At 74.8% G+C, this 21,361-nt stretch carries 18 protein-coding genes; 8 read left to right on the top strand and 10 right to left on the bottom strand.

What is annotated here, in order from left to right:
• Window positions 1–103: 103 nt before the first annotated feature.
• Complete coding sequence (locus AB0D44_RS29275) at window positions 104–1,090, bottom strand: LacI family DNA-binding transcriptional regulator (RefSeq protein ID WP_362596388.1); 987 nt, start codon at window positions 1,088–1,090, stop codon at window positions 104–106.
• Window positions 1,091–1,279: 189 nt separating this feature from the next.
• Between AB0D44_RS29275 and AB0D44_RS29270 the strand changes: the two genes are divergently transcribed.
• Window positions 1,280–2,317 carry an NUDIX domain-containing protein gene (locus tag AB0D44_RS29270; protein WP_362596382.1) on the top strand — a complete coding sequence of 346 codons (1,038 nt, stop codon included), beginning with the start codon at window positions 1,280–1,282 and terminating at the stop codon, window positions 2,315–2,317.
• 99 nt (window positions 2,318–2,416) lie between these two features.
• Here AB0D44_RS29270 and AB0D44_RS29265 read toward each other — a convergent pair whose 3' ends face one another.
• Both AB0D44_RS29265 and AB0D44_RS29260 read right to left on the bottom strand, forming a co-directional pair.
• Window positions 2,417–3,115, bottom strand: a complete 699-nt coding sequence (locus AB0D44_RS29265) for an MBL fold metallo-hydrolase (protein WP_362596380.1) — start codon at window positions 3,113–3,115, stop codon at window positions 2,417–2,419.
• Window positions 3,116–3,229: 114 nt separating this feature from the next.
• Window positions 3,230–4,594, bottom strand: a complete 1,365-nt coding sequence (locus tag AB0D44_RS29260; protein WP_362596378.1) for a dipeptidase — start codon at window positions 4,592–4,594, stop codon at window positions 3,230–3,232.
• A gap of 282 nt (window positions 4,595–4,876) precedes the next feature.
• On the opposite strand from AB0D44_RS29260, the gene AB0D44_RS29255 reads away from it, so the two are divergent.
• Complete coding sequence (locus tag AB0D44_RS29255) at window positions 4,877–6,076, top strand: geranylgeranyl reductase family protein (RefSeq protein WP_362596386.1); 1,200 nt, start codon at window positions 4,877–4,879, stop codon at window positions 6,074–6,076.
• Window positions 6,077–6,550: 474 nt separating this feature from the next.
• Here the strand turns inward: AB0D44_RS29255 and AB0D44_RS29250 are convergent, their stop codons facing one another.
• Window positions 6,551–7,009 carry a nitroreductase/quinone reductase family protein gene (locus tag AB0D44_RS29250; protein WP_362596376.1) on the bottom strand — a complete coding sequence of 153 codons (459 nt, stop codon included), beginning with the start codon at window positions 7,007–7,009 and terminating at the stop codon, window positions 6,551–6,553.
• 155 nt (window positions 7,010–7,164) lie between these two features.
• Between AB0D44_RS29250 and AB0D44_RS29245 the strand changes: the two genes are divergently transcribed.
• Window positions 7,165–7,872 carry a TetR/AcrR family transcriptional regulator gene (locus tag AB0D44_RS29245; RefSeq protein ID WP_362596374.1) on the top strand — a complete coding sequence of 236 codons (708 nt, stop codon included), beginning with the start codon at window positions 7,165–7,167 and terminating at the stop codon, window positions 7,870–7,872.
• Between the two features lie 178 nt (window positions 7,873–8,050).
• The gene (locus AB0D44_RS29240; RefSeq protein ID WP_362596372.1) at window positions 8,051–9,070 is read left to right on the top strand and encodes a spherulation-specific family 4 protein; all 1,020 of its coding nucleotides are present in this window, start codon (window positions 8,051–8,053) and stop codon (window positions 9,068–9,070) included.
• Between the two features lie 74 nt (window positions 9,071–9,144).
• Here AB0D44_RS29240 and AB0D44_RS29235 read toward each other — a convergent pair whose 3' ends face one another.
• Window positions 9,145–9,888 (bottom strand): maleylpyruvate isomerase family mycothiol-dependent enzyme, encoded by a 744-nt coding sequence (locus AB0D44_RS29235; protein ID WP_362596370.1) that lies wholly within the window; start codon window positions 9,886–9,888, stop codon window positions 9,145–9,147.
• A 37-nt stretch (window positions 9,889–9,925) separates the two neighbouring features.
• Between AB0D44_RS29235 and AB0D44_RS29230 the strand changes: the two genes are divergently transcribed.
• Both AB0D44_RS29230 and AB0D44_RS29225 read left to right on the top strand, forming a co-directional pair.
• Window positions 9,926–10,579 (top strand): alpha-ketoglutarate-dependent dioxygenase AlkB, encoded by a 654-nt coding sequence (locus AB0D44_RS29230; protein ID WP_362596368.1) that lies wholly within the window; start codon window positions 9,926–9,928, stop codon window positions 10,577–10,579.
• Window positions 10,580–10,622: 43 nt separating this feature from the next.
• On the top strand, window positions 10,623–11,885 hold the full coding sequence (locus tag AB0D44_RS29225) for an ROK family protein (RefSeq protein ID WP_362596366.1): 1,263 nt from the start codon (window positions 10,623–10,625) through the stop codon (window positions 11,883–11,885).
• Between the two features lie 234 nt (window positions 11,886–12,119).
• Here the strand turns inward: AB0D44_RS29225 and AB0D44_RS29220 are convergent, their stop codons facing one another.
• A complete protein-coding gene (locus tag AB0D44_RS29220; RefSeq protein WP_362596364.1) occupies window positions 12,120–12,668 on the bottom strand; it encodes an ATP-binding protein in 549 nt (182 codons plus the stop codon).
• Window positions 12,669–12,866: 198 nt separating this feature from the next.
• On the opposite strand from AB0D44_RS29220, the gene AB0D44_RS29215 reads away from it, so the two are divergent.
• The gene (locus AB0D44_RS29215) at window positions 12,867–14,042 is read left to right on the top strand and encodes a PLP-dependent cysteine synthase family protein (RefSeq protein ID WP_362596362.1); all 1,176 of its coding nucleotides are present in this window, start codon (window positions 12,867–12,869) and stop codon (window positions 14,040–14,042) included.
• A 42-nt stretch (window positions 14,043–14,084) separates the two neighbouring features.
• Here the strand turns inward: AB0D44_RS29215 and AB0D44_RS29210 are convergent, their stop codons facing one another.
• Window positions 14,085–14,573, bottom strand: coding sequence for an SRPBCC family protein (locus AB0D44_RS29210; protein WP_362596360.1), 489 nt, complete (start codon window positions 14,571–14,573; stop codon window positions 14,085–14,087).
• Window positions 14,574–14,841: 268 nt separating this feature from the next.
• Here AB0D44_RS29210 and AB0D44_RS29205 point away from each other — a divergent pair, with 268 nt between their 5' ends.
• Window positions 14,842–17,271, top strand: a complete 2,430-nt coding sequence (locus AB0D44_RS29205; RefSeq protein ID WP_362596384.1) for a hypothetical protein — start codon at window positions 14,842–14,844, stop codon at window positions 17,269–17,271.
• On the opposite strand, the gene AB0D44_RS29200 is transcribed toward AB0D44_RS29205, so the two are convergent.
• The 3 genes from AB0D44_RS29200 to AB0D44_RS29190 all read right to left on the bottom strand — a co-directional run bounded on the left by AB0D44_RS29200 (window position 17,222) and on the right by AB0D44_RS29190 (window position 21,319).
• Entirely contained in the window at window positions 17,222–19,675 is a 2,454-nt protein-coding gene (locus AB0D44_RS29200; protein ID WP_362596358.1) for a right-handed parallel beta-helix repeat-containing protein, read from the bottom strand. The genes AB0D44_RS29205 and AB0D44_RS29200 overlap by 50 nt on opposite strands.
• 102 nt (window positions 19,676–19,777) lie before the next feature.
• Window positions 19,778–20,389 carry a hypothetical protein gene (locus AB0D44_RS29195; protein ID WP_362596356.1) on the bottom strand — a complete coding sequence of 204 codons (612 nt, stop codon included), beginning with the start codon at window positions 20,387–20,389 and terminating at the stop codon, window positions 19,778–19,780.
• 105 nt (window positions 20,390–20,494) lie between these two features.
• Window positions 20,495–21,319 carry an MOSC N-terminal beta barrel domain-containing protein gene (locus AB0D44_RS29190; RefSeq protein WP_362596354.1) on the bottom strand — a complete coding sequence of 275 codons (825 nt, stop codon included), beginning with the start codon at window positions 21,317–21,319 and terminating at the stop codon, window positions 20,495–20,497.
• Between the last annotated feature and the right edge of the window lie 42 nt (window positions 21,320–21,361).

Here is a 21,361-nt window from a genome sequence, read left to right as displayed (position 1 = left end):
TACTCGGGAGCCCCGACAACGCAGCGAGGTGCGGTGCCGGGCGGCGCGGGTCTGGGGGCACCTCCCAGCGGTAGCTGGGGGAGCAAGATCCGAAAGAGACGACCTAGTACGCGGGCGGGAGTTCGCCCGAGCCGCGGGGGATGAGGCGGGTCGGCAGTTCGATGCGGGACGGGGGGAGATCGGCTCCCGCGAGGCGCTGGAAGAGGCGGTCCGTGGCCACCCGGCCCAGGGCCGCCGGATCCTGGGCGACCACCGTCACGCCGGGGCGGAGCAGATCGGCCAGCTCGAAGTCGTCGAAGCCGACCAGGGCCACCGGGCGGTCCCGGTCCGCGAGGACCCGTACCAGCGTGACCGTCACGCGGTTGTTGCCGGCGAAGACGGCCGACACCGCCTCGGGGCCGGTGAGCATCGAACGGGCCGCCGCCGCGACCCGTTCGGGAGCCGTGGAGCCGAGCGAGACCCAGGATGCCGCGGGGTGCAGGCCCGCGTCCGCCATCGCCGCGCGGTAGCCGCGCAGCCGCTCCGTCGCCGTGTGGATGCGCGGGTGGTCGCCGATGAAGCCGATCCGGCGGTGGCCGCCCGCGATCAGGTGGGCCACCCCGTCCCGGGCGCCGCCGAAGCTGTCCGAGAGGACCACGTCCGCCTCGATCCGGCCGGCGGGGCGGTCCACGAACACCGTGGCCACGCCCGCCCGGATCTCCGGCTCCAGATAGCGGTGGTCGTCGCCCGCCGGGATCACGATGAGCCCGTCCACCCGGCGCGCGCACAGCGCGAGCGCCAACTCCCGCTCCCGGTCCGGGTCCTCGGCGCTGGAGCCGTTGATGAGCAGCGCCCCGTGCGCGCGGGCCACCTCCTCCACCGCCCGGTTCAGCGGACCGTAGAACGGGTCGGCGAGGTCCTCCAGGACCAGGCCCACCGTCGCGGTACGGCCCTTGCGCAGCACGCGTGCACTGTCGTTGCGGCGGAACCCCAGGGCGGCGATGGCCTCCTGGACCCGCCGCTCGGTGTCGGGGGTGACTCCGGCCTCCCCGTTGACCACGCGCGACACCGTTTTCAGGCCCACGCCTGCCCGGGCCGCCACGTCCTTCATGGTCGGCCGGTTTCCGTAACGGGGGTCGAACGGGCGGCGGCTGTGGGGCACGACGGGGAAACCTCCGGAGGATTCGGACGGGGCGCTGACCTTGAGGATAAGCACTCGGCCGATAGTGAGGTTTCCGTGCCAGGGTGGGGCGGGCAAGCCACTGGGGGCTCCGGACGAGCCATGGGGAGAGGGGTAGACGTGATTGTCTGGATCAACGGCACATTCGGCGCCGGGAAGACCAGCACGGCCCGCGAACTGACCGGAATCCTGCCGGACAGCACCCTGTTCGACCCGGAGTTGATCGGTGACGCGCTGCGGGTGCTGCTCCCGCGCAAGCGGCTGGCGGAGGTCTGCGACTACCAGGACCTGCCGAGCTGGCGGCGCCTGGTGGTGGACACCGCGGCGGCGATGCTCACCGAGCTGGGCGGCGTCCTGGTCGTCCCGATGACGCTGCTCCGGCAGGAGTACCGGGACGAGATCTTCGGCGCGCTGGCCGCCCGGCGGATCCCGGTGCGCCATGTGTTGCTGGCCCCTGCGGAAACGATCCTTCGGCACCGGATCGCGACGCGCGAGGAGCCGGGCGACCCGCAGGATGTGGACGTGCGGGTCCGCCAGTGGGCCTACGACCACATCCCGGCCTACCAGCACGCGCTCGGCTGGCTCACCGCCGACGCGCACGTCATCGACAACGGCGCGCTGAGCGTGCGGGAGACGGCCCAGCGGATCGCCGACGCCGTGCGCACCGAGGAGGCCCCCGTCTGCGACATCGTGCAGACCCCGGAGCCCACGCGGGAGACGGTGGCCTCCGGGGTGCTGCTCTTCGACGAGCAGGACCGGGTGCTGCTGGTGGATCCGACGTACAAGGCGGGCTGGGAGTTCCCCGGCGGGGTCGTCGAGGCGGGCGAGGCCCCGGCGTGCGCGGGCGTACGCGAGGTCGCCGAGGAACTGGGCCTCGTACTGGACCGGGCCCCCGGGCTGCTGGTGGTCGACTGGGAGCGCCCCCAGCCGCCCGGCTACGGGGGCCTGCGCCTGCTCTTCGACGGCGGCCGCCTCCCGGACGGGGCGGCGGCCGAGCTGCGGCTGCCCGGCCCCGAACTGCGTGCCTGGCGGTTCGTCACGGAGGCCGAGGCCGCCGGCATGCTCCCGCAGCACCGGTACGAGCGCCTGCGGTGGGCCCTGCGCGCCCGGGAGCGGGGCCGGCCGCTGTACTTGGAGGCGGGTGTCCCGGTCGGTTGAGCGGACGGGTCAGCGGACGGGTCAGCGGACGGCCGGCCGCCGGGCCGGCCCGGCGGCCGACCCGGCGGCTCACGGCGCCGTTTCGGCCGCCAGCGCGGCTCACGGCGTCGTTTCGGCCGCCGCCTTCTCGAGCGCGGCCGCCGTGTCCGCCGTCAGCGGGTCGCCGTGGCCGAAGCAGGCCACGGCGGGGGCCAGCGCGGCCAGGCGGCGGAAAGAGTCGACCGCCCGTGCCCGGTCCACGTTGAACACGCCGAGCATCAGCGGGCCGACGGCGGCCACGCAGTCCCCGGTGAACAGCACGCCGTGGCGCGGGAGGTGCACGCCGATGCTGCCGTCGGTGTGGCCCGGGGCGTGCACCGCGTAGGCCCCGTCCCCGAACCCCAGCGCGTCACCGTCCTCCACCTCCTGGTCGACCGGGGTGGGCGGGGCCCCGGGCACCACCGACAGGGCGTGCTCGTACAGCGGTACCTCCCAGTCCAGCAGGACCGGCTCGGGTACGGGCCGCTCGCCGCGGATCACGGGCGCGTCCAGCCGGTGGGCCAGTACGCGCGCGCCCCAGCGGGCGGCGAGCTCACCGGCCGCGCCGATGTGGTCGCCGTGGCAGTGCGTGAGGACGATCCGCTCCAGCCGTCCGGGATCCAGCCCGAGGGACCGTATCGCCCCCTCGATCTCGGCGGCGGACCCGGCGCTGCCCGCGTCGATCAGGGTGAGGGCTTCGCCGTCCTGCCAGAGATAGGCCTGGCCGATGGGGAAGCGGAGCATGTGGAGCCGGTTCGGTAGTACGTCGATGAGATCCATACCGCGACCGTACGGACCCGCGTCGCCCGAAACGGGCCCCGAGCCCACGACTTCACCAGGAGCGGAGTCCGCCCAGAGCGCACTACTGCTCCCTGGGCGGAACCCGAGAGGGCGTCAGCCGCGCTTGGACTGCGCGTAGTTGACGAGGAACAGGGCCTCCGCCACCGACAGGCGCTCCAGTTCCAGTGGCGAGACGCTCTCGTTCACCGCGTGGATCTGCGCCTCCGGCTCGCTCAACCCGATCAGCAGCATCTCCGCGTCCGGGTACAGCTGCGTCAGCGTGTTGCACAGCGGGATCGAGCCGCCCATGCCGGCGACCTGCATCTCCTGACCCGGGTAGGCCACCTGCATGGCCGCCGCCATCGACGCGTACGCCGGGCTGCTCGTGTCCGCCTGGAACGGCTGACCCTGGCCCACGACCTCCAGCTCCAGCTTCGCCTGCCACGGGGTGTGTGCCGTCAAGTGGGCCTCGAGCAGCTTGATGGCCTCCTTCGTGTCCACGCCCGGCGGCACCCGCAGGCTGATCAGCGCGCCGGCGCTCGCGTGCACCGACGGCGTCGCGCCGACCACCGACGGGCAGTCGATGCCCAGCACCGTCACGGCCGGACGGGCCCACAGCCGGTCCGCGATCGTGCCCCCGCCGATCAGCCCGACCCCCTCGAGCACCTTCGCGTCGGCGCGGAAGTCCGCCTCCGGGTACTGCAGGCCCTCCCACACCGCGTCCGACGCCAGCCCGTCCACGGTCGTCGAACCGTCCTCGGCGCGCAGCGAGTCCAGCAGCCGGATCAGCGCCGCCAGCGCGTCGGGGGCGACGCCGCCGAACACGCCGGAGTGCAGGTTGCCGCCCAGGGTGTCGATCTTGACCTTGATCAGGGTCATGCCGCGCAGGGTTGCGGTCACCGTCGGCAGGCCGAGACGGAAGTTGCCCGCGTCGCCGATGAGGACGGTGTCCGCCGCCAGCAGCTCGGGGTTCGCCTCGGCGTACTGCTGCAGGCCGCCGGTGCCCTGCTCCTCGGAGCCCTCGACGATCACCTTCACGCTCACCGGCACACCGCCGTTGGCCTTCAGCGCGCGCAGCGCCAGCAGGTGCATGATGAACCCGCCCTTGCAGTCGGCGGCGCCGCGCCCGTACCAGCGGCCGTCGCGGTCGGTCAGCTCGAACGCCGGGGAGATCCAGGCGGCGTCGTCCAGCGGCGGCTGCACGTCGTAGTGCGCGTAGAGCAGGACCGTCGGCGCGCCCTCGGGGCCGGGCAGGAACCCGTACACGGACTGGGTGCCGTCAGGGGTGTCGAGCAGCGCCACGTCCTGGAAGCCCTCGGCGCGCAGCGCGTCCGCCACCCAGTTCGCCGCGCCCTCGCTCTCGCTCTTGGGGAACTGCGCCCAGTCCGCCACCGACTGGAAGGCCACCAGCTCGGTCAGCTCCCGCTTGGCGCGGGGCATCAGCGAGGCGATGGTCTCGGCGATCGGATTCTGGGACATGGGCACGCTCCTTTTGGGTGCGACGTTGTGCTCTGTGTACGCCACCCGCATCCGCGTGGTGCGCGTATGCCGGGGACGGCGGAAGACAGCCCCGATCCTCGCACAGCAGGGCGAGGCGCCATATCGCCGTAGGATTTCCCCGGCATCGGAGCAACGGGCGATCAGGAGCAGCAGCACATCGTGAGCAGCGACAGCGACAGCGACGACGTACGCGACGCAAGCGCAGGGAGCGCCGCACCGGGAGCGGACGGCGAGGTGGCCGGGGGCGGGGATTCCGGCGAAGTGTGGGACGTGGTCGTGGTCGGGGCCGGGCCGGCCGGTTCCTCGGCGGCGTACGCGGCGGCGACGGCGGGGCGGCGCGTCCTGCTGCTGGAGAAGGCCGAACTGCCCCGGTACAAGACGTGCGGCGGCGGCATCATCGGGCCCTCGCGCGACGCCCTGCCGCCGGGCTTCGTCCTGCCCTTCAAGGACCGCATCCACGCGGTCACCTTCTCGCTGGACGGGAAGCTGACGCGGACCCGGCGCTCGAAGCACATGCTCTTCGGCCTCATCAACCGGCCGGAGTTCGACGCCGGTCTGGTGGCCGAGGCCGAGAAGGCCGGCGCCACCGTCCGTACGGGCACCGCGGTGTCCCGGGTCGAGCAGCACGGGGCGGCCGTGCCCGACCGGCGCACCGTCGCCGTGGTGCTCGCCGACGGGGAGACCGTCCTGGCCCGCGCGGTGGTCGGGGCGGACGGCAGCGCGAGCCGGATCGGCGCGCACGTCGGCGTCGAGATGGACCAGGTCGACCTGGGTCTGGAGGCGGAGATCCCCGTCCCGGCCACGGTCGCGGAGGACTGGAAGGGGCGGGTGCTCCTCGACTGGGGGCCGCTGCCCGGCAGTTACGGCTGGGTCTTCCCCAAGGGCGACACCCTCACCGTCGGGGTCATCTCGGCCAAGGGCGAGGGCGCCGCGACCAAGCGCTACCTGGACGACTTCATCGCCAGGCTCGGCCTCGCCGGTTTCGAACCGGCCGTCTCCTCCGGGCACCTGACCCGCTGCCGTACGCCCGATTCGCCGCTGTCGCGCGGCCGGGTGCTGGTGGCGGGCGACGCCGCCGGACTGCTCGAGCCGTGGACCAGGGAGGGCATCTCCTTCGCGCTGCGCTCGGGGCGGCTGGCGGGGGAGTGGGCGGTGAAGATCTCCGAGGCGCAGGACGGGGTCGACGCGCGCCGCCAGGCGCTGAACTACGCGTTCGCCGTGAAGGCGGGGCTGGGCGTGGAGATGGGCGTCGGCAAGCGGATGCTGGGCGTCTTCGAGACCCGGCCGGGGCTCATGCACGCGGCGATCACCGGATTCCGGCCGGCGTGGCGGGCGTTCGCCCGGATCACGCGGGGCTCGACGACCCTGGCCGACCTGGTGCGTACGTACCCGCTGGCGCGCCGGGCGCTGCACGCGCTGGACGCCAGGCAGGCGGGGCGGCGCGAGGGCGCCGAAGGCTAGGGGCCGGGTTCCCTGCGGGGGGCTCGGCGGGTTTCTGGGCCGGGGCCGGGTTCCCTGCGGGGGGCTCGGCGGGTTTCTGGGCCGGGGCCGGGTCTCCTGCGGGGGGCTTGGCAGGTTCCTGGGCCGGGGCCGGGGCCGGGTCTCAGGCGGGGGCTCGGCGGGTTCCTGGCCGGGGCGGGTCTCCTGCGGAGGCTGGGGGTTTTGGCTGGGGCTGGGGCCCCTCCGGGGGCTCGGGGTTTTCGGCTGGGGCTCACGGTGGGGGCGTTCGGCTGCGCTGGGGCGGTTCCGTTGCCTGCGGGGTGCGGTGGTGTGCTGGGTCTGGGCTGCGCGGTGGGTAGGCGGGTGCGCCGGGGCGGTGTTTCGCGTCCGGCTGTCCCGGCCCGGGTGGGCGGCGGACGGCCTCGGCTGGGGTCCCGCCCAGCCGTGGGGCGGGAGTGGGAGACGCGGGGCCGGTGCGGCCAGGGGTGCTGCGGGTCAGTTCGAGACCGTGATGCGGAAGACGGGGTGGTCGTCCGCGGCTGCCCGGAGTTCCGCGTCGGAGGACCGCGCCGTGACTCCCTGGAAGAAGCGGTTGACCTCCCAGCCCCACTTCTCCAGGTAGGCGCGCAGTACGGCGGCCTTCTGGACGGGGTCGGTGATTTCCGTGGCCGTGAACGCGCGCACCTTGCGGCCCACGCGCAGTTCGCCGCCGCCCGCGACCCGCATGTTGCGAACCCACTGGGAGTGGCCGCGGGCCGAGACCAGGTACTGCGCGCCCTCGTACGCGTGCGGATTGACCGGGATCCGCTGCAGCGCGCCGGACGTACGCCCACGGACCGACAGTTCGGCGGTGCCGGCGAGGCTGATGCCGAGCCTGGCCAGTTTGCCGAAGAACGCATTGAAGCGGGTGGCGAGCGGGCCGGCCTGGACGTAGTACGGGCTGGACGCGTTCATGGTGACCTCCGGGACGGTAATCCACTTTGAGAGCACTGCTCTCGCTTGAGATCAGTGTGCACGGATCGGGGCTCCAAAACAAGAGCAGTGCTCTCGGTATGGAGCAGAGCTTCGATTCTTGGGCACTGCTCCGGCTGCATGGCACACTGACGCCCATGAACACCGTGCGAGGGGCCAGGGAACGGGCCCGCATCGAGGTCACCGCCGCCATCAAGGACGAGGCGCGCCGCCGGCTCGCGGCCGAGGGCGCCGCCAAGCTCTCCCTGCGCGCCGTCGCCCGGGAGCTGGGCATGGTCTCCTCCGCCCTGTACCGCTACTTCCCCAGCCGCGACGAGCTCCTCACCGCCCTCATCGTCGACGCGTACGACAGCGTCGGCGCCGCGGCCGAGGAGGCCGAGGCCCGCGCCCTCGCCGCCGGGGAGGCGCCCCTCGCCCGCTGGGTCGCGGTCTGCGGGGCCGTCCGCGCCTGGGCGTTGGAGCACCCGCACGAGTACGCCCTCATCTACGGTTCGCCCGTCCCCGGCTACAGCGCTCCCGCCGACACCATCGGTCCCGCCTCGCGGGTGGGCAACACCCTGATCGCGATCGTCCGCGCCGCCTACGAGGGCCGCGGCCTGGCCCTGCCGCCGCTGCCGGCGGCCCTGCGCCCCGAGGCCGTCCGGATGACCGCCGACTTCGCCGAGGGCCTGCCCCCCGAGGTCACGGCCGCGCTGGTCGCCGCCTGGGCCCAGCTGGTCGGCCTGGTCTCCTTCGAGCTGTTCGGCCAGTTCGACCGGGTGGTCGAGGACCGGGACGTCTTCTTCGCGCATGCCGCCGGCCGGCTGGCCCACGGGGTGGGGCTGGTGGGGCTGCCCGCCGCATGACGTGAACCCGGCGGATCATGCAGAGCGTGCGGATCGCGGCGCCCGGGATTCACGCGATGCGGCGACAGGTCGCTCTTCTGTTTGTCCGATGAATGCGGGCGGTTCGGCCGTGGAGCAGGGGCCGCCCGTCTAGTGTTCCTCGGGTCGAACACCCCCTGCCGCCGCCGGAGGAACGTTCATGCGCCGCGCCGTGAAGGCCCTGTACGCCGTCCTGGTCACCGCGTTGCTCGCCGCGCCGTCCCCGGGCGTCACGGGACGGGCAGCGGCGTCGGCCCCGGCCCCGGGCCCAGACCCGGCACCCCGTGAAGCAGCGCCCCCGGACGCGGGGCCGTGGGACGCAGCGCCCCCGCTTCCCCCCGCCCCGAGCCCCACCGCACCCCCCGCCCCGCGGATGCCCGGCGTGCGGGGCCTGGAGATCGGCGTCCCCGCGTACGTCTGGGCGAACGACCCGATGCTGGCCGGCCTCACCGCCACCGGACCGGCCGCCTCGGTGGTGGTCCTCAACCCCGGCAACGGCGACGCCCCGTTCGACGCCGCCTGGCGGGCCCGCGCCGACGCACTGCGCGGCGGCACCACCGCCACCGGCGAGCGGACCAAGGTGCTCGGCTACGTCCACACCGACCACGGGAACCGCGACGCCGCCGCCGTCAGGGCCTCCGTCGACAACTACCTCAGGGCCCCGGACGGCCGCCTGCACGTCGACGGCATCTTCTTCGACGTCGTCAGCCGCGACTGCGGCCCCGGCAACACCACCCGCGACCACTACGCGGAACTGCGCCGCTACGTCGAGGACACCCTGCACGCCGTCGACCCCGCCGCCCCCGGCCTCGTCGTCAACAACCCCGGCACGGCCATCGCCGACTGCTACCTCGAGCCGGGCCACCGGACCGCGGACGTCTTCGTCACGTACGAGGACTCCTACACCGCCTACACCGGCGGCGGCTGGCTCGGCGGCAACGTCTTCGACCCGCTGGACGGCTACCGCGCCGGCACCGAACTCGACCCGAGCGGAACGGCGTTCTGGCACCTGGTCCACGACGTCCCGGACGCCGACGCGATGCGCGCCACCCTGCGCACGGCCTTCGACCGCGGCGCGGGTTATGCGTACGCGACCAGCGCGGTCATGCCCAACCCCTGGAACACCGGCCCGACATGGGAGTTCCGCACTCAGACCGAACACGCCGCCACCATCGGCTAGTCAGAGCACCAGGGAAGGCGGACCGTCCCGGCCCCGCCCCACCCCCGTCCCCGCCCCCGACCGGCCCGCGCCCCTCAGATGCCGGCCGTCTCGCTCCACAGCCGCGCCAGCTCCAGGTCGCCGGTCACCCCCGGACCCGCCAGCGGCAGGCGGTTCCACAGGGCCGCGTACAGCCAGGCCGCCTCGCCCGACAGCTCGCAGTCGACCGGGTCGTCCGTGGCGCCCCGCACCGTACGGGCCGGTTCAGGCGACAGGTGTACGGTCCACAGCGCACCCGTGTCGGCGGCCCTGACCCGCAGCACCCGGGGCTCCGGGGTCCGCACCCGGCTGCGCGGCCGCGCGTGGAAGCCGGTCAGCAGCTCGTCCACCCCGTCCTCCGCGAACTCCGGCGCGACCGGCGAGAACGCGACACCGAGCGCGGCCTCCGCGTCCATCCGGTGCACGGCCGTCTCATGGGCCTGTCGCCGGGCCCAGAACGCCAGCGGCGAGGGCGCGGCCGTCGGCAGGAAGGTCCAGCACTGCACGTCGGCCGGAGCCTCGGCCAGGGTACGGACCAGGTCCGCGTGGCCCTCGCGGAACCAGGCCAGCAGCTCCTCGCCGATCAGTTCCGGCGCCGCCGGGAACGGCACCGGCTCCAGCAGCCCCTCCCCGACGAAACCGGCCGCCCAGCGGTGCACCGAGCCGGTGTGCCGGAGCAGATCGGCCACGCGCCACTGCGGACAGGTGGGCACGAGGGCGTCCGTACCGGCCTGTTCCGCCAGCTCGGCGAGCAGCTCGCCGTCCCGCTCCAGCGTCTTGGTGAATTCGGTGATCTCCATGCGGGAAGTCTGTCAGCCGGCCCGCGACAATCAAGATATGGACGGGGAACTCTTCCCGCGCGAGCGGACCGTGATCGCGCCCGGCGCCGTGCACGTGCCCGACTGGCTCGCGGCCGGGAGGCAGCGGGAGTTGCTGGCCGCCTGCCGCGCCTGGGCCCGGCCGCCCGCGGGCCTGCGTACGGTACGCACCCCCGGCGGCGGAACGATGACCGCCCGGCAGGTGTGCCTCGGGCTGCACTGGTACCCGTACGGCTACGCCCGCACCGCCGTCGACGGCGACGGGGCCCCTGTCAAGCCGATGCCCGGATGGCTCGCCGGCCTGGGACGGGATGCGGTGGCCGCGGCGTACGGGAAGGTGCCGGGGCCGGAGGTCGTCTACGACATCGCGCTGATCAACTTCTACGACGGCGACTCCCGCATGGGGATGCACCGCGACGCCGAGGAGCGGTCCGGGGCGCCCGTGGTCTCGCTCAGCCTGGGCGACTCCTGCGTCTTCCGCTTCGGGAACACCGACTCGCGCGGCCGGCCCTACCGGGACGTGGAGCTGCGCAGCGGCGACCTGTTCGTCTTCGGGGGATCGAGCCGACTGGCCTATCACGGGGTGCCGAAGGTCCTGCCGGGCACCGGCCCGCCAGGGCTCGGGCTCACCGGCCGGCTGAACATCACGCTCCGAGTCGGCGGGCTGGGCTAGCGGGCGGCGTCCGGCGGCCCCCGATCGTGCGAGGATCGGGTGCATGAACGGCAACGGGGCCCCGCCGGGGGTGGGGGATGTGACCACGGTGTCCACGGCGTCCGCGAGGACCAAGCTGGAGCGGGGCCGTGGCGCTCTCGGCCCGGCGCTGGAGCTCGTCCACACCGGCCGCGCCCCGACCCGCGCGGTCCTGACGGCCGAGCTCGGGGTCACCCGCGCGACCGCCGGAGCGGTCGCCGCCGAGCTGGAGGCGCTCGGGCTGATCCGCGTCGACTCGCGCCCCGGCGGCGCGGGCGGCACCCAGGGCCGTCCCTCGCACCGCCTGTCCGTGGACGAGAACGGGCCCGTGGCGCTGGCCGCGCAGGTGCACCCGGACGGGTTCCGGGCCGCGCTGGTCGGCCTCGGCGGCCGGATCGTGGCCACCGCTCCCGGCAAGGTCACCGTCTCCGCCGACCCGGCGCAGGTGCTCGGCGCCGTGGTGGAGGCGGGGTCGGCGCTGCTCGCGCAGACCGGCCGCAGGTGCGTCGGCGCGGGCCTCGCGGTCCCGTCGGCGGTCGCGGAGCCGGAGGGTACGGCGCTCAACCCGCTGCACCTGGCCTGGCCCGCCGGCTCTCCCGTACGCGACGTCTTCGCGCAGTGCGTGAAGGCCGCGGGGATCGACGGCCCCGCCCTGACGGGGAACGACGTCAACCTCGCCGCCCTGGCCGAGCACCGGCACGGTGCGGGGCGCAGCGCGCAGCACCTGCTGTGCGTGGCCACCGGGCACCGCGGGGTCGGCGGGGCGCTGGTGCTGGACGGCCGCCTGCACAGCGGGAGTTCGGGCCTGGCCCTGGAGGTCGGCCACCTCACGGTGAACCCCGAAGGGCGGGCCTGCCACTGCGGCAGCCGCGGCTGCCTGGACGTGGAGGCGGACCCGCTGGCCTTCCTCACGGCGGCGGGGCGCACCCCCGGCCCGGAGGTGTCGCTGTTGCAGCAGGCGCGGGACCTGCTGAAGGCCGAGTACGCGGAGCCGGCGGTACGGGCGGCCGCCGAGGAGCTCATCGACCGGCTCGGGCTCGGCCTCGCGGGGCTCGTGAACATCCTCAATCCGGACCGGATCATCCTGGGCGGGCTGCACCGGGAGCTGCTCCACGCCGACCCGGAGCGGCTGCGCGCGGTGGTCGCGGACCGCAGCCTGTGGGGGCGCAGCGGGAGCGTGCCGATCCTGCCGTGCACCCTGGACCACAACAGCCTGGTCGGCGCGGCCGAGCTGGCGTGGCAGCCGGTGCTCGACGACCCGCTGGGGGCGCTGGGCGCCGCGGCTTAGGCGCCGCGGCGGCGGCCGGGACCGAGGAGCTCCGGCCGGGGCGCCGTGGTCCCCGCGCCGTGGCCCCCGCCCCGTGGTCCCGGCGCCGTGGTCCCCGCGCCGCGGTGTCGGCGCCGTGCCCGGGCGCCGGGTCCGGTGCGGTGGCCCGTCGCAGCGGGGGCCCGGCGTGCGGGCCCCGGCGTCGCCGCCCCCGAGCCGTGCGGCTCGGCCCCGGGCGGCTTCGGCGGCCGTGCGCTACCCGGGCCTGGCGCCGACCGACGCCGCCACCGACACGCCTGGCGAGACGGCCGCCGGGTCCACGGCGACGAGCGTGGTCCGGGCGGGCTCCCGTACGGGCTTGGTCGCGATCCGTACCGGACGGGGCGCTGCCACGGGGGCGGGGGCCGCCGCGAGCGAGAACCACACCACCTTGCCGGGGCCGTCCGTCTGGTGGCGGGCGCCCCAGGCCTCGCTGACCGCCGCCACGAGCGCCAGCCCGCGCCCGCAGGTCTCCAGCGCGTCCATCGCCGCCTCCCGGAGCACCGGCAGCCGCGGATCGCTGTCGATGACCGAGACCGTGAGCCGGCCGAGGCGGAACTCGATCTCGACGGTGCAGGTCTTGTCCGGCTGCGCATGGCGGTGGACGTTGCTGAGCAGTTCCGTCACGCCGAGCGCGGCCCGGTCGATGAGCGGATCGAGCTGCCAGTGGCGCAGTTGCGCGGAAACGATGCGGCGTATCTGGCCTATACGCGACGGCAAGGCCTGCAGTTCAACGACGCAGTGCCTGCGGGAATGACTGATCACGGCTGCGACTCCCCGACATGAGTGTTACGGGTGCTGCACCCTCGGTAATGCTCCACCAGGGTCACCCACGGTGCCCCGCAGTGCAACCGAACGCGATCGAAAGCGATCCGCATGGAAACCCAAAGTGACTATTTGTGCAGGTGAGGGAGGTACATTGCGAAAGCAGGGGGCGAATACACGCACGAAGGAGCACGGCGCATGAGCACCACCGGCACCAGCGGAACGACGGGCACCACCGACACCACCGCCACGACGCCTGCGGCGGCCACGACGATCGACGTCGACCGCAGCGACGCGCATTACCGCGCCTGGCTGAAAGAAGCCGTCCGCAAGGTCCAAGCCGACGCCAACCGCTCCGCGGACACGCACCTGCTGCGCTTCCCCCTGCCCGAGGACTGGGGCATCGACCTCTACCTCAAGGACGAGTCCACGCACCCGACGGGCTCCCTCAAGCACCGCCTCGCGCGCTCGCTCTTCCTCTACGCCCTGTGCAACGGCTGGATCCGCCCCGGCCGCCCGGTCATCGAGGCCTCGTCCGGCTCCACCGCCGTCTCCGAGGCGTACTTCGCCAAGCTGATCGGCGTCCCGTTCATCGCCGTCATGCCGCGCACCACCAGCCCGGAGAAGTGCCGCCTCATCGAATTCCACGGCGGCGAATGCCACTTCGTGGACGACCCGATGAGGATGTACGAGGAGTCGGCGGAGCTCGCCGCCCGCACCGGCGGCCACTACATGGACCAGTTCACGTACGCGGAACGGGCCACCGACTGGCGGGGCAACAACAACATCGCGGAATCGATGTACCAGCAGCTGCGCCTGGAGCGGTACCCCGAGCCCGCCTGGATCGTGGCCACCGCCGGCACCGGCGGCACCTCCGCGACGATCGCGCGCTACGTGCACTACATGCAGCACGACACCCGCGTCTGCGTCCCGGACCCGGAGAACTCCTGCTTCTTCGAGGGCTGGACCAACAACGACCCGCTCGCGAACAGCGATTGCGGCTCGCGCATCGAAGGCATCGGACGGCCGCGCATGGAGCCGAGCTTCGTCCCGGGCGCCATCGACCGCATGATGAAGGTGCCGGACGCGGCGAGCGTCGCCGCCTGCCGGGCCCTGGAGACGGCCATAGGCCGCAAGGCCGGCGGTTCCACCGGCACCGGCCTGTGGAGCGCCCTGAAGATCGTCTCGGAGATGGTGGCCGACGGCCGCAAGGGCAGTGTCGTCACCCTGCTCTGCGACCCGGGCGACCGCTACCTGGACAAGTACTACTCCGACGCGTGGCTGGCGGAGCAGGGCCTCGACATCGCCCCGTACACGAAGACCCTCGACACCCTGCTGACGACGGGGGTCTGGCGCGAGCCGTCGGCGTCCTGACGCCGCGTGGGACACCCCGGCGGCCGCCCGGCCTCCGGGGTCCTACTGGCCGGCCGCGCGCCGGACGGTGAGCAGGCCGTCCAGCGTGCGGACCGCCGTGCGGAAGGAGCGGCCCAGGCCGGGGCGGGCGGCCGCCAGGGCCAGCCGGAAGGGCGCCGAACCGTCCGCGGCGAACGTCCAGCGGACGTGCGTGCCCGAACCGGCGGGCGTCAGCCGCCACTCCTCCACCAGGGCTCGGACGCCCGGTACGTTGGCCTCGTCCACCCGGTACGCGTACCGCTGCTCGGGATCCGCCGCCATGACGGTCTCCTGCAGCCGAGCCCCGCCCAGCAGCCGGACCTCGCGGCCCGAACCCCCGTGCGTGGGGCGGGCCAGCGTGACCGCCCTGAACCAGCGCGGCCAGCCCACGACCTCCTCGGCCAGTGCCCGGTACACCGCCTCTGGCGGCGCCGCGGCCTCGGCGGCGAAGGCCAGCCGGACCGGTGCGTCCTCGATGAAGTCCAGCCCCACCGGGCTGAGTCGGCGAGCCATGGCAGTACCTCCCGGTATGTGAGGTGAGGTGAAGACGTGAGGTGATGCGGCGTGAGGTGAAGCGACGTGGCCTCGCGTACGTGACCGGCGGGGCGTCGCAGCAGGCGCGCGCCACCCTAGCTGACCTCGTGTCAGAAGTCCGCTCCGGAGCGGTTTTCCGCTGCCGGCCGGCGCGGGGCCCTGGCCACGGTCCCTCGCCGCAGGGGATGCTGGAACCGAGCCGATCCCGCCTCGCGAGCGGAGCCCTGCCGTGCCGGAGACCCCGGGTATCCCGCAGACCCCCACACCACCGCACCCGCACCCGAACCCGCCTCCGCCCCCGCCCCTCGCCCTGGAACTCCTGGTCCACGGAGTCGCCGGCGCCTCCCCCGCCGAGCTGCTCGGCGATCCGCGCACCGTGCGCGTCACCGGGGACTCCACCGCGGCCGTCTTCCGCCGCACCGAGGACGCCGACGCCGAAGCCCGCCCCGAGCGGTACGCCGGGCGGCCCGTGCCCGAGGCCTACTGCTGGTCCCGGCTCACCTCCGGCAACGGTGCCCGCGCCCTGTGGCTGCTGCTCCTGCCCTTCATGGTGGCCAACCTCGCCCACTGGGCCCGGCCGGCCGCGCCCGCCGCCGACCCGGCGCCGCGCGCGGTGCGCACGTACGGGGTGCTCGTACGGATCCTCGCGCTCAGCCTGACCGTGCTGCTGATCGCCGCCGCCTGCGAGGTCGCGCTCGACCTGTTCGCCTGGCAGTGCGCGGGATCCGCCGCCTGCACCGCCGGCCGCTCCTGGCCCGGATTCCTCGCCGAAGGCGGCTGGTGGGCCCAGCCCGGGCGCCGGCTCGCCCTCGGGGCGCTGGTCCCCGCCGCGCTGACGGGGCTGCTGTGGTTCCTGTCGAACCGCACGTGGAGCGCCTACGAGTCCCAGCCGCCGCCCGTCGCAGCCCCCGACCCGGACGCGGCCTCGGACACCGCGCCCGCGCTGGGCCGCCCCGGATTCTGGTACGGGCGCCGGATCGTGGCCCGGCTGCGCGCCGCCCACACCGCCGCCGGGCTGCTCACGGTGGCCGCGGCCGTCGCCGCGCCCACCGCCCGCCACGACCGCGCCGCCGGCGGCCTCGTTCTCGAAGCCCTCGGCTGGGTGCTGGAGGCGCTGCTCGCCGCCGGGGGCCTCGCCGTGGCCTGGGTCGTCTGCCGGCGCGGGCGCACCGAGGCCCGGCCCGACCACCGGCTCGACCGGGCCGCCGTCACCCTGCTGCCCGGCGCCGCCCTCGCGCTCCTGGCCGCCGTCCTCCTGTACGCCTGCTGGTCGCGCCCCGGCTGGGCCTCCGCCGGGCGGCTCCCCGGGGACTTCGCCTTCGGGGTGCTCATGCTGGGGCAGGGCGTGTGCGTGCTCGGCCTCGCCGCGGTCGCCGCCGGGCTGCACCGGCGGGCCCCCGATCCGGCCGCCGCCCTGCACGGCCTGGGCGGGCCTGCGATCGCCATGCTGGGCTGCGCGCTCGGCGGGGTGATGTCCGGCGGGGTCGCGCAGCGCGTCGCCGACTGGCTGGACCGCGGCGCCACCCCCGGGACGGCCGGGGCGCCGCTGCCCGGGCCGCCCGTGCTGCTGTCCTGGCAGGCCGCCGTACTGCCCCCGCTGCTCCTCGTACTGGCCCTGCTCGCCGCCTGCTTCGCGGTGCGCGGAGCCCGGGCCAGGAGCAGGCTCGCCCGGGCCATCGCCGCCGAGTACCCGGGGGAGGCGCCGGACCTCTCCCGCAGCCGCCGGATCGCGGGGGCCCGGGCCGCCGCCGCGCTCACCGACTCCGCGCCGTGGTTCGTGGCGGCCGCCTCCGGAACCACCCTGCTGCTCGGGGCCGGGGCACTGGCCGGAGCCTGGATCGGCGGGCAGGTCCCGGGCGAAGCGGCCCGCGGGAGCGGCCCGTTCCTGGAGGCCGCCGCCCGGGCCGCGCAGGACACCGGGTCCTGGCTCATCGGCCTGGGCTTCGTCCTCTTCGTCACGTGGGGCCGGCGCGCCTACCGGGATCCGGCCGCCCGCCGCACCATCGGCATCCTGTGGGACGTCGGCACCTTCTGGCCGCGCGCCGCCCATCCGTTCGCGCCGCCGTGCTACGCCGAGCGTGCCGTGCCGGACCTGACCTGGCGGATGACCGGCTGGACCGGCCGCACCGACGGCCGGCTGGTGATCTCCGGCCACTCCCAGGGCAGCGTGCTCGCCGCGGCGGCCGTCTGGCAGCTGCCGCCGCCCGTCCGCCGCAGGGTCGCCCTCCTCACCTATGGCTCCCCGCTCGGCCGCCTCTACGGCCGCTGGTTCCCGGCCTACTTCGGCTCCGGTCCGCTCACCGCCCTGCACGACGAGGTCGACTGCTGGCGCAACCTGTGGCGGGCCACCGACCCCATCGGCGGCCCGGTGCTCCCCGGCACCCCGCAGGACGTGGACCGCGGCCCGCTCGCCGACCCCGTCGCCTACGGCCGCAGCTCCCGCCATCCGCTGCCCGCGCCGGTCCTGGGCCACTCCGACTACCAGGCCGACCCGGCCTTCGCCGTCGAACGCGACGCGTTGCTCGCACGTCTGGCCCCCGCGGCCCGGGCCCGGGAGCCCCGCCCCGGGCGTCACCCGGGAGGGAGTCCGGGGGAGGCGGCCGCCGGGGGAGTGCCGGACCAGCGGCTCAGCAAGGCGCCGGCTGGGACGGCAGATCCGCCGGGAACAGCAGGGTGAGCTCGTCCGTACTCGGCTCGGACAGCTGGGCCACCCGCCCCGCGTGCCGCTCGACCATCGACTCGAAGGTCTGGCGGGCGGTGCGCCCGTTGCCGAAGGCCGGCCCCTTGGGGAGCTCCGTGAAGTACCTCAGCAGCGCCTCGGCCGTGCCGTCGCCGAGCCGGTACTCGTGCTCCTCCGCCTGCTGCTCCACGATCCGCAGCAGCTCCTCGGGCCCGTAGTCGCCGAAGGTGATGGTCCGGGAGAAGCGGGAGGCCACACCCGGGTTGACGGTCAGGAACCGCTCCATCTCCGCCGTGTACCCGGCGACGATCACCACCACCGCGTCCCGGTGGTCCTCCATCAGCTTCACCAGGGTGTCGATCGCCTCGCGTCCGAAATCCCGGCCCGAGTCCTCCGGGGCCAGCGCGTACGCCTCGTCGATGAACAGCACCCCGCCGCGCGCCCGGTCGAAGGCCTCCTGCGTACGGATCGCCGTGGACCCGATGTGCTCGCCGACCAGGTCCACCCGGGAGACCTCCACCAGGTGCCCGCGCTCCAGGACCCCGAGGGAGGCGAGGATCTCGCCGTAGAGCCTGGCGACCGTGGTCTTGCCCGTGCCCGGGGAGCCGGTGAAGACGAGGTGCCGGCGCACCGAAGCCGCCTTGAGGCCCGCCTGCTGCCGCCGCCGGCCCACCTCGATCATGTCGGTGAGCGCCCGCACCTCGCGCTTGACGCTGTCCAGGCCGACCAGGGCGTCGAGCTGGCCCAGCACCTCGCCGGAGCCGCGGGCCGCCACCGGGCCGCCGGCCCGACCGTCCCGCGCGTCCGCCGAGCGCGCCACGGGAACCTCCGCCGCCTGCGGTACGGGGCTCTGCGCCGCGCCGACCGTACGGATCTCCGCACGCGCCCCGGTGGCGGCGCCGGCCGACGCCGCCTGGGCCAGCGGCCGGACGCCCGACCCGTCGCCCGTGCAGTCCTCTGCGGCCGGCCCGTCCTCGGGGAACTCGTAACCCCCGCGCGCGCAGCGCTCGGTGTGGCAGCGGCCGAGCGTGGTGCGGCAGCCGTCGAGGATGTGGAACCCGAAGCCCGCGCTGTCCGTCACGCGGCAGGCCGTGAAACTGCCCCGGCCGCCCGCCGACACGTAGAAGCCGGACTCGGCGGGGGAGGTCACCGTGCACCGCTCCACGGTGGGATCGGCGCCCTTGGTGACGATCACGCCGGTCTGCACGGCGTCGATGGTGCAGTTGGCGAGGGTGCCGCCACTGCCGTGGTCGCGGAACCACGCCCCGGTGGCCGCCTCCCGGATCCGGCAGTCGTCGAGCTGTGCGGTGGCCCCGTCGCTCACCGACACCGCCGTGTTGCGCACCTGGGACAGGTCGCTGTCGACCACGTCGACGCGCGAACCCCGGTCCAGCACGAACAGTGCGTCCGGCACGTCGTGGACCCGGCAGGAATCGAGGGACGCCGTGGCCCCGTCGCTGATCCACACCGCCGGATAGTCGCCCGTGCTGTCGTGGATCTCGCAGGACTCGGCGCCGACCCTCGTCCCCGGGTCCCACACCGACAGTCCGTTGCGGCCGAAGCGGCGCACCGTCGTGCGGCTGAGCGTGAGCACCGAACGGGACCTCAGGTCGACCGCGTTCTCGGGGATGTCGTGGATGTCGCAGCCGGCCAGGGTGAGGACCGCGTCGGTGTCGAGCGTGACCCCGTCGGCGGAGGTGCGGTGCACCGAGCAGTCCGTGAGCACGGCCGTGGCCCGGGCCGCGACCTGCAGGCCGCTGCCCTTGATCTCGTACACCTCGCAGCCCAGCGCCTCCAGGCCCGAGCCCTCGCCGGTGACGGCGATGCCCGCGCCCGCGGCGTGGTGGATCCGGCAACGCTCCAGGCGGGGGCGGCCGCCGCCGCGCACCGAGAAGCCGGTCTGGCCGGCGGCCACGACCTCGCACTCCTCGAACACCCCGCCCCCGCCGTCCAGAACGGCGATGCCGACCCCGCTCGGATTCTCCACCGTGCACCGCCGCACCAGGGGCCGCGCCCCGCTGCCGCGCACCTCGATGCCGGCCGCCGACCGCGTGCTCACCCGCAGGTCGGTCAGTTCGGGCGAGCCGTCCTCCACCAGCAGCGCGGGAGCGGCCCGGTCCTGGCCCTCCAGGTGCAGGTCCTGCACCACGGCCGAGGCCCGCACGGTCAGCGCGACCCCGTCGGGCGGGGCGATCCGCACCGACCCCAGCCCGCCCTCCGGCCCGCGCAGGGTCACGGCGTGGTCCAGCACCAGGTTCTCCCGGTAGGTGCCGGGGGAGAGGGACAGCACGTCGCCGTCGCCCGCGACGGCCAGAGCCGCGGCCAGCGTCGGATACTCACCGGAGCGGCGCCGCCAGCGCGAGGCCCCGCCGTGCGTCACCTGGACCGTGCCCTGAGCCATGGTGCTGTCGTGCCCCCACCCTCGTACTCGCCGGGCCGCCGATGCGGCCGGTCTGGTCTGGCCGGTCCACCGTAGCGCGCGCGGGGCCCCCGAGTTGCCAGGTCAACTGCCCGCGCCCGCCCGGCCCCAGTCGGGCCCCGCCGCCGCCCACGCACGGTCCAGGCGTATGTACCGCCGGTGCACGAGCCTGCGTACGACAAGCCGGCGGACGGTCTCGACGAGCGCGGCGGCCGCGAGCGCGGCGGCCAGGCCCGCCACCGCCGCGTGGAGGGCGGCCACGGACGGGTCGAGGGGCTGCCCGACCACCCGGCCGCGCGCATCGGTCCATATCCGGAACTGCTCGCCGGGGCGCGGCGGTTCCTCCGCGGCCGGCACCGTCCCCTCGTGGCTGCTGCCGTCGGGTGCGGTCCACGAGGCCACCACCTGGGTGCGGTGGGGGGCCGTCCGCTGGGCCGAGGGATCGGCGGACGCGTCCGCGGCCGGCTCCGCGGCGGGCCGGACCACGACCGCCGGCACGAGGTGCCGCTCCTGCCGCTGCTCGAGCGCGGCCCGCTGCAACGTCCCGTCGACCCGTATGCCCGCGGCGCAGCCGATGGCCGGAGCCACCAGCAGGACGCACAGCAGCGCCGCGAACGCCACCCAGGCCTCGAAGAGATCGGTCGGCCGGCGCAGCGGATTGCGCCGCCAGCGCCACACTCCCATTGCTGTCCACACGGTCCGGCTCCCCCTACGTACGCCAGCCTTCCGTCCTGTCCTGACTGATCCAACGGTGTGGTCGCACCGGTGGTTCCAGTCGAGGGGCGGAGCCCCTCGAAGGTGTCATTCCAGGATGTGGACCTCGTCGCCGACGCGCACCGTGCCCAGCCGCACCGGCACCAGCTGCCGCCCGAACGCCAGGGACTTGCCGATCCGCCGGTGCGCGGCCAGCGTCTTCAGCGGCTCCCTGCCCCGCTCCGCCGTCCGCTGGTCGGTGGTGGTGACGATGCAGCGCCCGCACTCCCGGACCCCGCGGAACACGGCGTCGCCGATCGCGATGCGCCGCCAGCCGTCCTCCGCCCACGCCTCGGCGCCGGCCACCACCACATTGGGGCGGAAACGGTTCATCGGCAGCGGGCCCTCCTGCGGATGGTCCCCCCGTGCGATCAGCGCGTTGAGCGCGTCCAGCGAGGCCAGGGTGGTGATCAGCAGGGGGTAGGCGTCGGCCAGGCTGACCGTCTCGCCCGGCAGCGCGTACTGCGGGTCCACGGGCCGCCGTACGGCCGGATCGTCCAGGTGCACCAGCCGCGCCGGCACCCCGAGGTACGCGCTGAACCAGTCGGCCGCGGCGTTCGCCGCGGCCACGGTCTCGACCTTCTTCCCGAACAGCACGACCGGCTCCAACGGCCCCGGTCCGGGCACCTCCACGAGCAGCTCCGGCATGCCGGGCGCCGACACGGCGATCCCGCCCGCGCCCACGGGGCGGGCCGCCGCCAAGGCCAGACGCGGCTGCTGGCGTTGCGTGATGACCGTGCCCCCGGCGTCGACCAGCGCCCAGCGCCGGTCCCCGGACAAGCCCCAGGGCTCCACGGCCACCTCGTCGGGAGCGATCCCCGCTACCGATTTGACGGGATGGACGTGAAGCGCCTGGACACGCAAGTTCGACATGGGAGCATCCTGCCAGTCGCCCCCTCCGCGCCCTCAGCGGGT

Origin of the sequence: Streptomyces sp. NPDC048349 (assembly GCF_040651925.1) — a bacterium.
In the GTDB taxonomy this organism is placed as follows: domain Bacteria; phylum Actinomycetota; class Actinomycetes; order Streptomycetales; family Streptomycetaceae; genus Streptomyces.
Note: the sequence above shows the minus strand (reverse complement) of the source record. Positions and strands in the feature narration are given on the sequence as shown.

Excerpts from the sequence above, each read along its gene's own strand:
- AB0D44_RS29275 (WP_362596388.1), bottom strand. The coding sequence starts at position 1,090 with ATGAAGGACGTGGCGGCCCGGGCAGGCGTGGGCCTGAAAACGGTGTCG.
- AB0D44_RS29265 (WP_362596380.1), bottom strand. The coding sequence starts at position 3,115 with ATGGATCTCATCGACGTACTACCGAACCGGCTCCACATGCTCCGCTTC.
- AB0D44_RS29260 (WP_362596378.1), bottom strand. The coding sequence starts at position 4,594 with ATGTCCCAGAATCCGATCGCCGAGACCATCGCCTCGCTGATGCCCCGC.
- AB0D44_RS29250 (WP_362596376.1), bottom strand. The coding sequence starts at position 7,009 with ATGAACGCGTCCAGCCCGTACTACGTCCAGGCCGGCCCGCTCGCCACC.
- AB0D44_RS29245 (WP_362596374.1), top strand. The coding sequence starts at position 7,165 with ATGAACACCGTGCGAGGGGCCAGGGAACGGGCCCGCATCGAGGTCACC.
- AB0D44_RS29240 (WP_362596372.1), top strand. The coding sequence starts at position 8,051 with ATGCGCCGCGCCGTGAAGGCCCTGTACGCCGTCCTGGTCACCGCGTTG.
- AB0D44_RS29235 (WP_362596370.1), bottom strand. The coding sequence starts at position 9,888 with ATGGAGATCACCGAATTCACCAAGACGCTGGAGCGGGACGGCGAGCTG.
- AB0D44_RS29230 (WP_362596368.1), top strand. The coding sequence starts at position 9,926 with ATGGACGGGGAACTCTTCCCGCGCGAGCGGACCGTGATCGCGCCCGGC.
- AB0D44_RS29225 (WP_362596366.1), top strand. The coding sequence starts at position 10,623 with ATGAACGGCAACGGGGCCCCGCCGGGGGTGGGGGATGTGACCACGGTG.
- AB0D44_RS29215 (WP_362596362.1), top strand. The coding sequence starts at position 12,867 with ATGAGCACCACCGGCACCAGCGGAACGACGGGCACCACCGACACCACC.
- AB0D44_RS29210 (WP_362596360.1), bottom strand. The coding sequence starts at position 14,573 with ATGGCTCGCCGACTCAGCCCGGTGGGGCTGGACTTCATCGAGGACGCA.
- AB0D44_RS29200 (WP_362596358.1), bottom strand. The coding sequence starts at position 19,675 with ATGGCTCAGGGCACGGTCCAGGTGACGCACGGCGGGGCCTCGCGCTGG.
- AB0D44_RS29190 (WP_362596354.1), bottom strand. The coding sequence starts at position 21,319 with ATGTCGAACTTGCGTGTCCAGGCGCTTCACGTCCATCCCGTCAAATCG.